At 69.5% G+C, this 15268-nt stretch carries 15 protein-coding genes; 9 read left to right on the forward strand and 6 right to left on the reverse strand.

What is annotated here, in order from left to right:
• Nucleotides 1-18: 18 nt before the first annotated feature.
• A complete protein-coding gene (locus OG558_RS38080; RefSeq protein ID WP_329476259.1) occupies nt 19-471 on the reverse strand; it encodes a hypothetical protein in 453 nt (150 codons plus the stop codon).
• 143 nt (nt 472-614) lie between these two features.
• Here OG558_RS38080 and OG558_RS38085 point away from each other — a divergent pair, with 143 nt between their 5' ends.
• From OG558_RS38085 to OG558_RS38095, 3 genes are all read left to right on the forward strand, one after another.
• Nucleotides 615-1892: an MFS transporter gene (locus OG558_RS38085; protein ID WP_405067351.1), complete on the forward strand. Its 1278-nt coding sequence runs from the start codon at nt 615-617 to the stop codon at nt 1890-1892.
• Entirely contained in the window at nt 1892-2530 is a 639-nt protein-coding gene (locus tag OG558_RS38090; protein WP_405067352.1) for a pyridoxamine 5'-phosphate oxidase family protein, read from the forward strand. The genes OG558_RS38085 and OG558_RS38090 overlap by 1 nt, the downstream gene beginning before the upstream one ends.
• A gap of 78 nt (nt 2531-2608) precedes the next feature.
• The gene (locus tag OG558_RS38095; RefSeq protein ID WP_405067353.1) at nt 2609-3808 is read left to right on the forward strand and encodes a sensor histidine kinase; all 1200 of its coding nucleotides are present in this window, start codon (nt 2609-2611) and stop codon (nt 3806-3808) included.
• Here OG558_RS38095 and OG558_RS38100 read toward each other — a convergent pair.
• The gene (locus OG558_RS38100) at nt 3755-4966 is read right to left on the reverse strand and encodes an alpha-hydroxy acid oxidase (RefSeq protein ID WP_329476255.1); all 1212 of its coding nucleotides are present in this window, start codon (nt 4964-4966) and stop codon (nt 3755-3757) included. The two genes, OG558_RS38095 and OG558_RS38100, sit on opposite strands and share 54 nt — an antisense overlap.
• A gap of 246 nt (nt 4967-5212) precedes the next feature.
• On the opposite strand from OG558_RS38100, the gene OG558_RS38105 reads away from it, so the two are divergent.
• The 4 genes from OG558_RS38105 to OG558_RS38120 all read left to right on the forward strand — a co-directional run bounded on the left by OG558_RS38105 (nt 5213) and on the right by OG558_RS38120 (nt 8697).
• Entirely contained in the window at nt 5213-5911 is a 699-nt protein-coding gene (locus tag OG558_RS38105) for a FadR/GntR family transcriptional regulator (protein WP_405067354.1), read from the forward strand.
• A 217-nt stretch (nt 5912-6128) separates the two neighbouring features.
• Nucleotides 6129-7277, forward strand: coding sequence for a sensor histidine kinase (locus OG558_RS38110; protein ID WP_405067355.1), 1149 nt, complete (start codon nt 6129-6131; stop codon nt 7275-7277).
• A gap of 76 nt (nt 7278-7353) precedes the next feature.
• Nucleotides 7354-8010 (forward strand): response regulator, encoded by a 657-nt coding sequence (locus OG558_RS38115; protein ID WP_405067356.1) that lies wholly within the window; start codon nt 7354-7356, stop codon nt 8008-8010.
• Nucleotides 8011-8031: 21 nt separating this feature from the next.
• Complete coding sequence (locus OG558_RS38120; RefSeq protein ID WP_329476250.1) at nt 8032-8697, forward strand: response regulator transcription factor; 666 nt, start codon at nt 8032-8034, stop codon at nt 8695-8697.
• 3 nt (nt 8698-8700) lie between these two features.
• On the opposite strand, the gene OG558_RS38125 is transcribed toward OG558_RS38120, so the two are convergent.
• Complete coding sequence (locus tag OG558_RS38125; RefSeq protein ID WP_405067357.1) at nt 8701-9285, reverse strand: GNAT family N-acetyltransferase; 585 nt, start codon at nt 9283-9285, stop codon at nt 8701-8703.
• A gap of 98 nt (nt 9286-9383) precedes the next feature.
• Here OG558_RS38125 and OG558_RS38130 point away from each other — a divergent pair, with 98 nt between their 5' ends.
• Entirely contained in the window at nt 9384-10292 is a 909-nt protein-coding gene (locus tag OG558_RS38130; protein WP_405067358.1) for an ABC transporter ATP-binding protein, read from the forward strand.
• Nucleotides 10282-11127 carry an ABC transporter permease subunit gene (locus tag OG558_RS38135; RefSeq protein WP_405067359.1) on the forward strand — a complete coding sequence of 282 codons (846 nt, stop codon included), beginning with the start codon at nt 10282-10284 and terminating at the stop codon, nt 11125-11127. The genes OG558_RS38130 and OG558_RS38135 overlap by 11 nt, the downstream gene beginning before the upstream one ends.
• Here OG558_RS38135 and OG558_RS38140 read toward each other — a convergent pair.
• From OG558_RS38140 to OG558_RS38150, 3 genes are all read right to left on the reverse strand, one after another.
• Nucleotides 11120-12406, reverse strand: coding sequence for a glycoside hydrolase family 125 protein (locus tag OG558_RS38140; RefSeq protein WP_405067360.1), 1287 nt, complete (start codon nt 12404-12406; stop codon nt 11120-11122). The two genes, OG558_RS38135 and OG558_RS38140, sit on opposite strands and share 8 nt — an antisense overlap.
• Entirely contained in the window at nt 12403-13590 is a 1188-nt protein-coding gene (locus tag OG558_RS38145) for an ROK family transcriptional regulator (protein WP_405067361.1), read from the reverse strand. The genes OG558_RS38140 and OG558_RS38145 overlap by 4 nt, the downstream gene beginning before the upstream one ends.
• A 70-nt stretch (nt 13591-13660) precedes the next feature.
• The gene (locus OG558_RS38150) at nt 13661-15232 is read right to left on the reverse strand and encodes a hypothetical protein (RefSeq protein ID WP_405067362.1); all 1572 of its coding nucleotides are present in this window, start codon (nt 15230-15232) and stop codon (nt 13661-13663) included.
• Between the last annotated feature and the right edge of the window lie 36 nt (nt 15233-15268).

Below are 15268 nucleotides of genomic sequence, written 5' to 3' on the forward strand. Positions count from 1 at the left end.
GCCGCAGCAGGCGGCCGGTCAGGCGGCTGCCGACGCTCGCACGGCTGGTTGGTAGATGTGGGTGGCTGAGGCTATGTAGAAGCCGAGGAGGCGGACTTCGGCCGCGGTACAGATGTGGGTGGCGGCTTCGGCCCATTCGGTGTCCAGGTCGGGCCAGACCGCCGGGCCGGGGCGGCCCAGAGCCAGGATGAGGGCGGCGCCGGGGGTGGTCCGGAGGGCGGGGATGATCGGGCTGAGGGCTGAGCCGCAGAGGCCATCGCTCCGCAGGGACGGCTCGAGGTGCTCGAACTCGGACGGCAGGTCGATGGCGACCGTGGCGATGTAGCGGTCGTCGTGGTCGCACAGCACGGCGGTGAACGTGCCGCTCCGGCGATCGCCGAGGCTGACCATCAGGTCGACGACATCGGTGGCGAGCGCGGGGTCGGAGAGGGGTTGAGTGGCCCAGGTCGGTGCCAGGTTTTGGAAGCTCATACTTAACAAGGTGCCGTGATTCCGACCCCGGATCTGAGTTGTCCACAGACCAATGTGGCCCATCATCTGAGGGTGAAGGTGGACCTGCCCGCTGGGCCGCCACGCTCCTAGGCTCGAGATACACCGAGCCGAGGGAGACCCCGATGAGCCTCACCGCCGACCGCATCCGCAGCAAGCGTGACCGCGGGCCTTCCAGCATCCTGCCGCCGGCCGGAGCGGCCCGGGACCTGGCGATGGCGCAACTGGCGAACTCGGTGGGCGACGGAGCCTTCATCGTCACCTCAGCGCTGTTCTTCACCCGGGTGGTCGGGCTGTCGACCGCCGAGGTCGGACTCGGACTCACGGTCGCCTGGTTGATCGGCTTCCTCACGGGTATCCCGCTGGGCAACCTGGCCGACCGGAAGGGCGCCCGTGGGGTCGCGGTCGCGCTGGCGTTGACCACGGCAGTCTCGGTCGGCTCGTTCCTGTTCGTGCGAAGCTTCCCGTTGTTCCTGGTTGCGGCGATCACCTACGCAAGCAGTCAGACCGGACTGACCGCCGCGCGCCAGGCACTGCTCGCAGGGCTGGTGCAGCCGGCCGAGCGCACCCGGATCCGCGCGTTCCTCCAGTCCACGGTCAACGGCGGACTCGCGGTCGGCGCCGCGCTCGGCGGTATCGCGCTCCGCTTCGACACCTCAGCGGCGTACCTGACGGTCTTCGCGATCGACGCGGTCAGCTTCCTGATCGCGGCACGCCTGATCCACCGCGTCCCGCCGGTCGCGGTCAGCACAAGGGTCAAGGGCGAGCCCCGTCTCGCCGTACTGCGGGACCGGCCGTACGCCGTCCTCGCGCTGCTGAACGCGATCATGTTGCTCTTCATGCCGCTGCTCAGCCTCGTCGCCCCGCTGTGGATCGTCTCGCACACCGATGCGCCCAACTGGGTCGTCGCCTCGCTGCTGATCGTCAACACGGTGGGAGTCACACTGTTCCAGGTGCGGATCGCCAAGCGCGTGACGGACCTCCACACCGCTACCCGCTCGGTCCGGTACGCCGGAGTCGCCATGCTGGCCGCCTGCGGGGTCTTCGCGATCTCCGCCGCCAAGATGAGCGCGGCGACGGCTGCCGTCGTACTGGTGCTCGCCGCCACTCTGTTGACGCTCGGAGAGATGAAACTGGCGTCCGGTGCGTGGGAGATCAGCTTCGGTCTCGCACCGGCCGACAAGCAGGGCCAGTACCAGGGCTTCTTCGGCACCGGCCCCGCGATCGCCCGCATGCTCGGCCCGGCGCTGCTCACCACCGTCATCCTCGGCTGGGGTCCGATCGGCTGGATCGTCGTCGGTGCACTGTTCCTGGGGACCAGTTGCGCAACTGGTCCCGCCGTACGATGGGCAGCACGGACGAGGGCCGTCCAGCCGTTGCCGGCAAAGGAGAACGCCGCCTGATGGAGATCCCCGGACTGGTTGAAATCACATCCCACGACGAACTGCGGGACGTGGTTCCGCAGCCGCTGGCCGCCGCGGCCGGCAAGGCCCGCAAGGAGTTGCACGACCTGGACCGGCAGTGGCTGACCGCGTCGCCGTTCTGCCTCATCGCCACGTCGGCCGCCGACGGCAGCTGCGACGTCTCGCCGAAGGGCGACCCGGCGGGGTTCACCAAGGTCTTCGACGACACGACGATCGCGATCCCCGAGCGCGCGGGGAACCGGCGGGTCGACGGGTTCACCAACATCCTGAGCAACCCGCACGTCGGGCTGATCTACTTCATCCCCGGCCGCGGCGACACGCTGCGGATCAACGGGCGGGCCCGGATCGTCAAGGAAGCGCCGTTCTTCGACGAGATGATCGTGCAGGGGAACCGCCCGCAGCTGGCGTTGCTGGTGGAGATCGAGGAGATCTTCCACCACTGCTCGAAGGCGTTCCTGCGCTCGAAGCTCTGGAAGCCCGAGACCTGGGAGCCGGACGCGATGCCGAGGCGCGCGCAGATCTCCAAGACGCTCGAACGGCAGGACACCGACCTGGCCGAGCTCGAGCAGTACTACGGCAAGGCCTATGAGGAGAAGATCTATAACGTCAAGTACTGAACTACCGCGCAGGGAGCAGGTCGGGATACTCCGTGGCGACGATGACACCTGCCCCGCGGACCTCTACGGTTTCGTACTGTGAGCACGACCGAGCCGATCGCCGCACCCACCGTCGGGTCCCGGGTGCGCCGGCTCGCGCTGCCGCTGTTCCTGGCCGTTTTCCTGGTCGTCGGCTCGTTCGGAGCGGCCGACGGCCAGCCGGATCGCCGGCCCGCCGACTGGTTCATGGTGCTGCTGCTCCTGAAGGCGTCGCTGGCGCTCTACTGGCTCCGGACCCACCCGATTCCGGTGCTGTGGGCAACTGTCGTCGCGACGCTCGTCTACATGCTGATGCAGTACCCGTGGGGTCCGGTCATCCTCCCGTTCGTCATCGCCGTCTTCACGAGCATCCGGCTCGGGTATCGGCTCGCGGGCTGGTCGGCCCTGGCCGGTCTGTACCTCGGGCACGTCGGCGGGCGAATGGTGCTCGGCATCAACCACGACGGCGTGTACCAGGTCCTCCTGGTCGGCGCGTGCTTCGTCGTACTGGGGTTCGTGGCGGAGCTCTTCCGCGCACACCGCGACCGCGTGATGGCGGCGGCACGGACCCGGAAGGAAGCTGAGCTGCGGCAGGCCGGTGAGGAGCGGCTGCGGATCGCGCAGGAGTTGCACGACGTCGTGGCCCACCACATCTCGCTGATCAACGTGCAGGCGTCGACCGCGCTGCACCTGGTCGATCGGCAGCCCGAGCAGGCCGGCCCGGCACTGTCGGCGATCAAGGACGCCAGCAAGGAAGCGCTGGTCGAGCTACGGTCGATCGTCGGGATCCTGCGGCAGTCCGACGAGTCGGCGCCCCGGCAGCCGGTCACCGGGCTCGATCGGCTGGAGCACCTGGTCAGCCGGACGTCCCGGGCCGGCCTCGAGGTGCACACCATCGTGCACGGCGACCCGGAGCCGCTGCCGATCGGGCTGGACCGGGCCGCCTTGCGGATCATCCAGGAGTCGCTCACGAACGTCGTACGGCATGCCAGGGCGACCGAGGCGACGGTGCGGATCCAGTACGGCGACGAGGCGCTCGTACTCCAGGTCGACGACGACGGCCAGTCGCTCACCGGCCCGCCGGCGGAAGGCAACGGCATCGTCGGCATGCGGGAACGCGCCACCGCTCTCGGCGGCACCCTCACCGCGACCCGCAGGCCGACCGGCGGCCTGCGGATCATCGCGACGTTGCCGCTGCCCGAACGGTCAGGGCAGGCGGACGTGGGACGGGTTGAGGTCGGCGACCCGGGACACGCCTAGCAGAGCCATCGTCCGCCGGACCTCCTTGGTGAGGATCTCAGCGGACCGGGCCACGCCACGCTGACCGCCGGCCATCAGACCGTAGAGGTACGCGCGGCCGACCAGGCAGGCGTCCGCACCCAGTGCGATCGCGGCGACGATGTCCGCACCCGACATGATCCCCGTGTCGAGGTAGATCTCGGCGTCAGTGCCCACTGCCTTGCGGACGTCGGGGAGGATGCGCAGCGGCGTCGGCGCCCGGTCGAGCTGACGGCCACCGTGGTTCGACAGGACGATCGCGTCGGCGCCGGCGTCGACCACCCGGCGGGCGTCCTCGACGGTCTGGATGCCTTTGACAATCAACGGCCCGGACCAGATCGAGCGCAGCCAGGTCAGGTCGTCGATCGTCATGGTCGGGTCGAACAGCTTGTCCAGCAGCTCGGCGACCGTACCGTGCCAGGTGGACAGCGATGCGAAGGTCAGCGGCCGTGTGGTCAGCAGGTTCGCCCACCAGGCCGGGTGCAGCGACGCGTCGAGCACAGTCTTCGCGGTCAGCGACGGCGGGATCGTGAAGCCGTTGCGTACGTCGCGCAGCCGTGCCCCCGCAACCGGCACGTCGACCGTCAGCATCAGCGCCTCGTACCCAGCGGCCGCGGATCGCTTGACCAGGTCCTCCCCCGCGTCCCGGTCCTTCCACACGTACAGCTGGAACCACTTCCGCGCGTCCGGCGCGGCGGCCGCGACGTCCTCGATCGACGTGGTGCCCATCGTGGACAGCGCGTACGGGATCCCGATCTGCTCGGCGACCTTGACGACCGCGCTCTCGCCCTCGTGGTTCATCATCCGGGTGAATCCGGTCGGCGCGAACGCGAACGGCAGCTCCGAGCGCCCGCCCAGGATCGACGTACCCAGGTCGATCTCGGAGACGTTGCGCAGGATCGACGGCTGCAGCTCCATCTCGGCGAACAGCCGGCGGGCCCGGCTCAGGCTGATCTCCGCCTCGGCGGCGCCGTCGGTGTAGTCGAACACCGACCGCGGCGTCCGGCGCTTGGCGATCGCGCGCAGATCCGCGATCGTGAGCGCCTTCTCCAGCCGCCGGTCGGTCGGGTTCGCCGTGATCGGCTTCGGCCGCAGCAGCGGCTTCAGCTCGGACCATTTGGGCAGCTGTCGATCGGTCATCAGTACTCCGGAACGGCCGGCGGAGACCAGGCATGCATACGGCGAACCGGCACGCCCGATCTGTGGTCGGACCACAGCATAGCCTGTGGTCCGACCACACAGTAGAGTCGTCCAAGTGCACAACAACCCACCTCCCTCCCTGGCGTGGAGGCCGCGGGCTTCGGGGAGGTTTTCTGCCGGAATCGGGGGTAAAACCCTCCCCGAACTCCGCAGGAATCCTGCCCGCGCCGGGTTGGGGTGGTGGGCGTGAAGAACTACGAGTTGGTGTTGCATCGGGTTGAGGCGGATCTCGCGGCCGGGCGGCTGCGGATCGGAGGGCGGCTGCCGGGCGAGCGGGTGCTGGCCGAGCAGCTCGGGATCAGCCGACCGTCGGTGCGGGAGGCGGTCCGGGTGCTCGAGGCGATGGGCGTGGTGCGGACCGCGACCGGCTCCGGGCCGGAGGCCGGCGCGGTCATCGTGGCGGAGCCGGTGTCGCCGCTGACCGCCGTACTGCGGTTGCATCTGGCAACGAATCATCTGCCGATGGGGGACGTCGTCCAGACCCGCCTGCTGCTGGAGTCGTGGGCGGCCCGGGAGGCGGCTGGGCGGCAGGTGGAGCCGAGTGAACTCGAGGTCGCCGAGGCGTTGCTCGACCGGATGGATCGCCCAGGCTTGTCACCCGAGGAGTTTCATCTGCTCGACGCGGAGTTCCACGTCGCGCTCTCGAGGCTGGCCGGCAACGTGCTGATCGCGGCGGTGATGGCGTCGCTGCGGTCGGCGATCCACGAGTACGTGCTGGCCGCCGTACCGAATCTGCCGGACTGGGAGGCGACCGCGGTCGGACTGCGCGCTGAGCATCGCGCGATCCTGACCGCGGTCCGCACCGGTCAGCCGGACAGCGCGGCCGAGTTGGTCACCGCGCACATCCGTGGCTTCTATCAGGCCGCCCAACTCCAGTTGCCTTAGCAGCGGTCGATGGCAGTGAGGGCCGTACGGCGGAGTCCGACGATCACCAGGCGCCGACGACGAGGTGGAGCGAGGCGAGGCCGAGCTTGGCCTCGACGCCGATGCCGTTGAACAGCGGGCTGCCCACGGACACGATGCAGGTGAGGTGGTCCGAAGTCGGCCAGGCATCGACTTTGGTCGGTGGTGACGGATGAGGGCAGGGCCTAGGGTCGGCGGCATGGTGAGTTGTCTGCCGGCGCGGCGCAATCTGGCCGCCGAGGTGTCAGGCGTCGCCGCGATCGGGTTGCTGTCGGCACTGACGATCGTCGGCCGGATGTCCGATCCCGCGCACCACAAGTGGCTCGCGCTGGACATCGTGGTCGGCGTCGTCGCCTGCGGGCTGATGCTGGGGTTGCGCCGCCACCCGATACCGACAGCGATCGCACTCGCAGTACTGGCCGCTGTCTCCCCCGCTGCAACACCGCCGTCGACGGCCGCCACGCTGACCGTCGCCCTGCGGTTCCCCCTGCGTACGGCGGCCCCCGTCGCCCTCTTCCAGGCCACGGCGCACCTCGTCCAAGGTCTGTTGTGGCCGATCGGCAATCTCCCGTTCCTGTGGTTCGCCGTACTCGACTTCGCCGTCCACGCCGCACTGCTCGGCTGGGGTCAATGGGTCCAGGCCCGGCAGCAACTCCTCTCCTCGCTCCGGGAGCGGGCGCAACGGGCCGAGGCCGAGCAGGGCCGCCGGGTCGCCGAGGCGCGGACCCTCGAACGGACCCAGATGGCCCGCGAGATGCACGACGTACTCGCGCATCGCCTGTCCCTGCTGGCGACGTACGCCGGTGCCCTCGAGTATCGCCCGGATTCGTCGCCGGAGAAGCTCGCCAAGGCGGCCGGCGTGATCCGCACCGGTGTGCACCAGGCGCTCGACGAGTTGCGTGAGGTGATCAGCGTGCTGCGCGACACCGAGATCGACGATCTCCCGGGCGGCCGGCCGCAGCCGACGTTCGGCGACCTCCGGGCGCTCGTCGAGGAGTCCCGCGAGGCCGGTACGGCGATCTCGTACGACGATCGTGTCGCCGACGCCACGTCGTTGCCGCCGGCAACGGGGCGGACGGCGTACCGGATCGTGCAAGAAGGGCTCACCAATGCGCGCAAACACGCGGCCGGGCATCCGGTCACGCTGACGGTGGCGGGCCGGCCGGGTGACGGGCTGCGGATCGAGCTGACCAATCCGGCGTCCAATGGGACGCCGCTCACCCCCGGCAGCGGGACCGGGCTGGTCGGCCTGACGGAGCGGGTGCAACTCGCCGGCGGCACGCTGGACCATGGGCGGGTGCCCGGTGGCGGCTTCCGGCTCGAGGCCTCGCTACCGTGGCCCCCATGAGCGAGCGGAGCGAGTTCATCATCAAGCACAGGGCGACTTGTGCCTCAGCCGCGCCCGGAGCGAAGCGAGGACGCGGATGAGTGAGACGACCATCCGGGTCCTGGTGGTGGACGACGACGCGTTGGTCCGGGCGAGCCTGGAGATGATGCTCGACGGCGCGAACGGGATCGCCGTGGTCGGCCAGGCCGCCGACGGCGACGAGGTACCGGCCGCGGTGGACGCGCATTTTCCGGACATCGTGCTGATGGACCTGCGGATGCCGAGGGTGGACGGGATCGTCGCGACGCGGCGGCTGCGGGCGCGGACCAATCCGCCGGAGGTCGTCGTCCTCACGACGTTCGACACCGACGAGAACGTGCTGCACGCGCTCCGCGCCGGGGCGAGCGGCTTCCTGCTGAAGGACACGCCACCGGCGCAGATCGTCGAAGCGGTACGGCGGGTGGCCGCCGGCGACCCGATCCTGTCACCGGCGATCACCCGGCGATTGATGGACCAGGCCGCGACCCAGGCCGACGCGCACACGATCGCGCAGACGTCGCTCAAGCGGCTGTCACCCCGCGAGTACGACGTGATGCTCGCGGTCGCCCAGGGGAAGGCGAACGCGCAGATCGCGGCGGAGCTCTACATGAGCGTCGCGACAGTGAAGGCACACATCTCGCACATCCTCACCAAGCTCGAGCTCGGGAACCGTACCCAGATCGCGCTGCTGGCGCACGACGCGGGCTTGGCCTGACCGATGCTCTAGCGTGAGCGCATGATCAGGGTGCTGCTGGCGGACGATCAGGCGTTGGTGCGGGCCGGGTTCCGGTCGTTGCTGAATGCCGAGGACGACATCACGGTGATCGGCGAGGTGGCGGACGGAGCCGAGGCGGTCACAGCGGCGCGGGCCGAGAAGCCCGATGTGGTGCTGATGGACATCCGGATGCCTGGCACCGACGGGCTGGAGGCGACGCGGCAGATCGGCGCCGACGCGGAGCTGGCCGATGTGCATGTGGTGATCCTGACGACGTTCGACCTCGACGAGTACGTCTTCGAGGCACTGCGGGTCGGGGCCAGCGGGTTCTTGGTGAAGGACACCGAGCCGGTCGAGCTACTGCAGGCGGTCCGGGTGGTCGCGCGCGGCGATGCGCTCCTGTCCCCCGGGGTCACGCGCCGCCTGGTCGCGGAGTTCGCCTCCCGCAGCCGCCAACCGCACGCCAGCAAGGAACTCGACGTCCTCACCGAACGCGAGAAGGAGATCGTCGCCCTGGTCGGCGAAGGCCTCTCGAACGACGAGATCGCCGAGCGCCTGGTCCTCAGCCCGGCCACGGCGAAGACCCATGTCAGCCGCGCAATGATCAAACTCGGCGTCCGCGACCGCGCCCAGCTGGTCGTGGTCGCCTACCAGACCGGCTTGGTCCGACCGGGTTGGCTCGGCTGAAGGTCAGTCCGGGGTGACTGTGCGTGCGACGACCCAGCGGTGCGGGGAGATCGGACGGACCCGGGTAAAGCCGTGCGACTCGAAGGCGGGCATGGGGCCGGTGTGGAGGAAGGAGCCGGAGACTTTCCGGTCGTCGGTTTCCTCGGGGTAGCCCTCCACGGTGCCACCGCCGTACTGGGCGATCTGGGCGAGGGCGCCCGTCAGGGCCGCGTCGGCGACACCGCGGCCGCGGTGCCCTTTGCCGGTGAAGAAGCAGGTGATGCGCCAGGCCGGGAGGTCGGTCAGGCCCTTCTCGTACAGGCGTTTGCTCTTGACTTCGGGCAGCTCCTCAGGTGTGCCGAACTGGCACCAGCCGACGCACTGGTCGCCGTCGAAGACCAGCGCGGCATGGGTGCTCCCGTCCCGGACGCGTTGCTCCTTCTCGGCACGGTTCTGGGCCGCGGTGCGTCCCTTTCCCAGCTTCACATGGAAGCCCATGCACCAGCACCCACCCCACACCCCGTTGTTCGCCTCGACCAGCGCGGCGAACGCCGGCCAGGTCTCAGCGTCCAGCGGCCGGACCGACAGGACTGCTTCTCGACGCTCCACGATCACTCAGTATGCTCGGCAGTACTCCGAGTGGGGTAGCTGCGGTCACTCCTCCTGGGCGACGCGGTCGGCGGGCCCGCACCGGCACGCTCTGGGGTATGGATGCGCTAGTCGAGGTCAGCGGGCTGACGAAGAGGTACGGCGACACCCTCGCGGTGGACGGTGTCGACCTGACGGTTCTGCCCGGGGAGGTCTACGGGTTCCTCGGGCCGAACGGGGCCGGGAAGACGACCACGCTCAGGATTCTGACCGGGTTGATCGCGCCGACGAGTGGTGACGTCCGCGTGCTCGGCGGTCGTCCTGGGCAGGCCGACGTACTGGGCCGGACCGGGTCGATGATCGAGTCGCCCGCGTTCTATCCGTACCTCTCCGGCTTGGACAACCTGCGCCTGCTGGCCGAGTACGCCGAAGTGCCACGACAGCGGACCGACGAGGTCCTGGAGCAGGTTGATCTCGCCGAGCGGGCGAAGGACCGGTTCTCGACGTACTCCCTGGGGATGAAGCAGCGGCTCGGCGTCGCGGCCGCGTTGCTGAAGGATCCGGAACTGGTAATCCTGGACGAGCCGACCAACGGGCTCGACCCGGCCGGAATGCGGGACATGCGCCGCCTGATCCGCGAACTCGGCTCCGACGGCCGGACCGTACTGCTGTCCAGCCACCTGCTCGGCGAGGTGCAGCAGATCTGCGATCGGGTCGGGATCATCAACGCCGGCCGGATGGTTGCCGAGCACAACGTCGAGGAGCTGCGCGGCGAGCAGGAGCTGGTCGTCCGCGCCACACCGCGCGACGCCGCCCAATCGGTCCTCACCGACTTCCTCGGCACCGGCACCGTGCACCTGTACGACGACACGCTCAGGGTAAAGGTGGACCCGGGCCGGGCCGCCGAGGTGAACCAGGTGCTGGTCCAGGCCGGGATCGCGGTATCCGAACTGCACAGCACCGAACGAGCTCTCGAGGACATCTTCTTCGAGCTCACCACCAGCGGGGAGAAGACGGATGCTGGGTAGCTATCGAGCGGAGCTGCTGAAGCTCCGCAAGCGATCGGCCGTCTGGGTCCTGTTCGGTGCCGGGCTGGTGCTGAGCCTGATCTTCGGCTACCTGCTGCCGTACCTGGGCTACGCGACCGGCGACGACAACCCGCAGACCAGCGGGATCCCGCGCGCCGAGATCCTCCGCGGCATGCTGCCGGAACGCGTCCTGGACAACACGATCGGCGGCTACCCGATCTTCGCCGGCGCGCTCGCCCTCGTGCTCGGCGCGATCGTGATCGGCGGCGAGTACACCTGGGGCACGCTGAAGACGATCCTCACCCAGCGACCCGGCCGCGGCGCCGTACTCGCGGCGCAGTTCCTCGCACTCGCCACGATGATCGCGCTCTGGGTGCTCGGCATCTTCGCGGCCTGCGCGCTCTCCAGCATCGGCATCGCGGCCGCCGAGGGCGCCGCGATGAAGTGGCCCGGCCCGTTCGACCTGCTGCGAGGTCTCGGCGGTGGCTGGCTGGTGCTGATGATGTGGTGCCTGGCCGGCGCGGTCCTGGCCGTTGCCTTCCGCAACGTCGCGTTGCCGATCGGCCTCGGTGTGGTGTGGATTCTCGGCATCGAGACCTTGGTGGCCGGCGTGGTCAGCAGCCTGCTGCCGGATCTCAAGTTCCTCGCCAACGTGTTGCCCGGCACGAACGCGGGCTCGCTGGTGTTCAGCGTCACCGGCATGGCAGCCAACGACGCACCGCCCGGCGTTCGCGATGCCGTCGGCGGTGGGCGTGCCTTGCTGACCCTGATCGCTTACTGCGCGATCTTCGCCGTACTCGCGGTCTGGACGACGCGGCGCCGGGACGTCACCTGATCCCGGCGTGCACCAGCGCGAGCTCGCAGAACATCGCGTTCGCCCACGAGAACCACTCGCGGGTGAAGACGGCTGGATCCTCGACGTGGAACGACTCGTGCATCAGACCGGTGCCGCCCGTGGTGTCGCGGAGAAGCTCCAGCAACCGCTGGCGCTCCTCCGCCGACGTGCTCGTCAATCCCTGCACAGCAAGGGCAATCGGCCACACCTGGTTCGGCGGGGTGTGCGGGCTGCCGATGCCGGCGGCGTGCGTACCGCTGTAGAAGTACGGGTTCTCCGGGCTCAGCAGCAGCCCGCGAGTGGCGACGTACGTCGGATCGTCGGCCGCGGCGTACCCGGTCAAGGGGATCCCCAGCAGGCTCGGCATGTTCGCGTCGTCCATCAGCAGCGTCGCCCCGGCGCCGTCGACCTCATAGGCGTAGACGTGACCGCGTTCCGGATGATCGATCGTGCCGTGCCGTGCGATGCCGTCGTCGATGTCGGCCTTGAGTTCCTTGGCTCGCGCGGACAGCGGCTCGTCGTCCAGCACCTCGGCCGCGATCTCCTGCAGATAGCCGAGGACGACGGACGCGAACATGTTGCCGGGCACGTTGAACCCGAGCTCGGTCGCGTCGTCACTCGGCCGGAACGCGCTCCACGACATCCCGGTCGGCCGGGTCAGCCGGCCCCGCCCTTCGCGGACCAGCGTGTCCGACGGCAGCATGTCCGGCTCGTCCCGCTGGAACCGGTACGGCGACCTCGCCTCGTGATCCTGCTCCACGGTCCACAGGTCGATGATCGCCGACGCCGCCGCCCGGAAGCGCTCGTCGATCACGTCCGCCCGACCGGTGATCCGCCACAGCCGGTACGCCAGCTCGAGCGGGAAACAGAGTGAGTCGATCTCGTACTTGCGCTCCCACACCCACGGCGACATCTCGGTCTCGTCGGTGGTGTGACCGGCGCCGTTCGCTTCGCGGTTGAACGCGTTGGCGTACGGGTCGAGGACGACGTACTCCAGTTGCCGGTGCAGGACACCGATCAGCACCTCCTGCAAGCCCGGATCGTCCTTGCACAGCAGCAGGTACGGCCGGAGCTGGGCGGCGGAGTCGCGCAGCCACATCGCCGGGATGTCGCCGGTGAGCACGAACGTCGTCCCGTCCGGCAGCCGTTCGGCGACGGCGGGCAGGTTCTCGGCCATCGAGCGCCGGAACATCTCCGCGATCGTCTCGTCGCCGGTCGCCCGGTGGACCGCCGCGGTAGCCCGGGCGAGGACCTCGGGATCGATTATCAACACAGTCACCTATCTGCCACGAGTTCGCGGCTCTGCAACAGTACCGAGGGGTTCGGCGAGAAGGTCTGGTCGAGGACCAGGCTGGCCGCGCCGATCGCGCCGACGTCGACTCCGAGCACCGTACCGGCGACTTCGAAGGGGTGGACGGAGCGGACCAGGAAACGTCCGTCCAGGGCGGCCCGGACCGCATCGCCGAACAGGGGCGCGAGCCGCTCCCAGTGCGGGCCACCGAACACCACCCGCTCCAGGTCGAGGAGGTTCGCGATGTCCTCGACCACCTTGGCGATCCGGACGGCCAGTGCGGCAACGATCTCCCGGGCCGGCCCGGGATCCGCCGCGGCCAGCGAACACAGTCGGGCGAACTCCGCGTCCACAGCCTGCCGGTCGTCGAGATCGATGCCTGAGGCAAGCACCCCGGCCCGGACCGCCTGCTGCACCAGGTACCGCGGCTGACTCGCCTCGCCGACGCAGCCGCGCCGGCCGCAGTAGCAGACCGGCCCATCCGGATCGACGATGACGTGACCGATCTCGCCCACGTTGCTGGACGAACCGCGGACCACCTCGTCACCGATCACCAGGCCGGCCCCCACGCCGGTGCCCAGGTAGAAGAACACGAAGCTCCCACCTCCGCCGGCCCACTTCTCGGCCGACGCCGCAGCGGTCACATCCTTGTCGAGGAGCACCGGCAGCCCGGTCCGCTCGCGGAGCTCGTCGCGGATCGGGACCAGATGCCAGGCCGCCAGGTTGGGTGGGTCGACCACGAAACCACGCTCGGCATCGATCGGCCCGGGTGCGGCGATTCCAACACCCACCACGCGATCCCGTGACGCGGCAGCGAGAGTCATCACGTCCTCGATCGTCGCCGCGATTCCGGCGATCAGTACGTCGGGATCGTCGGCGTATGGCGTGTCCACCCGTCGGCGGGCGACCACATCGCCGGTGAGGTCGAGCAGCACCACGGTCACGACGGCGGGGTCGAGGTGAACGCCGACGGCGTACTGGCCGGTGGGTTCGAGCTCGAGCAGAGTGCGCGGCTTGCCCAGGCCCGCGCTGCGCTGGCGGCCGGCTTCGCGGACCAGACCGGCGTCGAGGAGGCGGCGGGCGATGTTGGAGATCGCCTGACCGGACAGGCCGGTCACCTCGGCGAGCTCGACCCGGCTCAGTTGCTCGCTCCGGCGAATCGCATCGAGCACGACAGCATCGTTGAAACCGCCCACACGACCCAGGTTCGTGCCCCGGCGTACAGTCACAACTCCCCCCAACTCAGTCGGAGATCGGGTCCGCACCCCACGGACGTGACCAGTCGTACTGGATCGTCTCGGCGCCCGAGCGCCAGGAGGTCGGGGTCGTGTTCGTCAGCCAGTCCAGCGGCTCGATCCCGGACGCGTCACCACCACTGAGCGCCAACCGTATACCGTCGCTCAGCGCGCGGTCCGACCGCTCGGTGCGGGCTTGTGGATCGATCGACACGAACAGCGCCGTACCCGACCGTGCGACCAGATCCAGGAACCGCCGGTTCAGCTCCCACGGCGTCTGCGGCGTACACGGGACGCAGTCGGCGTCGACGGCGAAGAAGCGGTTGTGCTGCGGCAACCGGAATGCGAGCGTGTTGACGCCCATCTTGCGGGTCCGCTCCCAGTCCCGTCCGGACGTGTCGTCGCCGGTCCGCTGCACGTCGACCAGCCCGGCCGCGAGGTGCCCGACGGTGTTGCAGCCGATCAGGACGACGTCGTCCGCGGCCGCCCGGATCTCGCGATAGAACGCGAGCACGATCTCCGCCGTCGTCCGGGACGGATCATGCAACTGCCAGCCGCTGCTCGTCAGCCGCGATCCCATCGCGGGCCCGAACCGGCCGAACACGTCGTACGTGCTGAAGTCGTGCTTCACCAGCTCGAAACCCCAGTCCTTGAACCGCCGCAGATCGGCGCGGACCAGCTCGAGCACCTCCGGGTACGACGGATCGAGCGCGCGACCGGGTTTGTCGTGCGGCCCGGGGCGACCCCACGGACCGGCCTCGCGAACCAGGAGCGGGCGGAACCACAGCCCCGGGCGGGCGCCGATCGCCGTGATCGCCGCGGCTGTGCCGGCCATGTCGTCGAAGACTCCCGGCGCACCCGCGTCCCACGGACCGCCCGACGCGATGCCGCCCGGGTACCAGCCGTCGTCGACGACGCTGAACGGCTTGACCGGGTGACCGTCGGCGAGCTCCACGATGGTCGCGGCGTCGACCTCTACTGCTTTTTGGTCGAAGTTCTCGCCGTACGCGTAGTACCAGTTGTTCGCCCCGACCACCGGCGCGGGCTCAGGTCGCGCCGGTAGCCGGGTGCTCATGGTGGCGACCGCTGCGTGCAGCGTCAGCCAGGGCGAGCCGGCGTCCTCGAACCGACGGACAGTCGCTGCGGCCAGCGTACGTCCGTTCAGCTGGGACGGACCCCCGCCGTTGCGGAGATCGAGCCAGAGCGTGAACCCGTCGGCGTCGACGGTCCACGAGCAGAATGCGTTCGGCTGCACGTCGACGCCTGCGCCGGTCGTCGTACCGGTCTGCGGGTCGTGGGCGAGGAAGTACCACGGCAGCAGTCGCTCGGGTTGCTGGTGACGCCACTGCAGGTCGCCGTACGAGCGTTCCCAGGCGTCGCCGAGGATCAGCGCGTCGGCGGGGAGCCGTTCGGACCAGCGGAGCGCGACGCGCGAGACGGTCGGCCCGGTGACGTCGATGGCGCCGTCCGACCAGCTGACATCGATGCCGTCGGCCGACCAGGTCGCGCCGGTCCGGACCGTGCTGGACAGCCCGTCCGAGAGTCCCGCCTGGACGAAAACAGCGTTCGGTTCTCTCACCTGACTCCCTCGGCGGCGAATTTCCCCACGGACTTT

The sequence above is a fragment of the Kribbella sp. NBC_01510 genome (genome assembly GCF_045040325.1).
In the GTDB taxonomy this organism is placed as follows: Bacteria; Actinomycetota; Actinomycetes; order Propionibacteriales; family Kribbellaceae; genus Kribbella.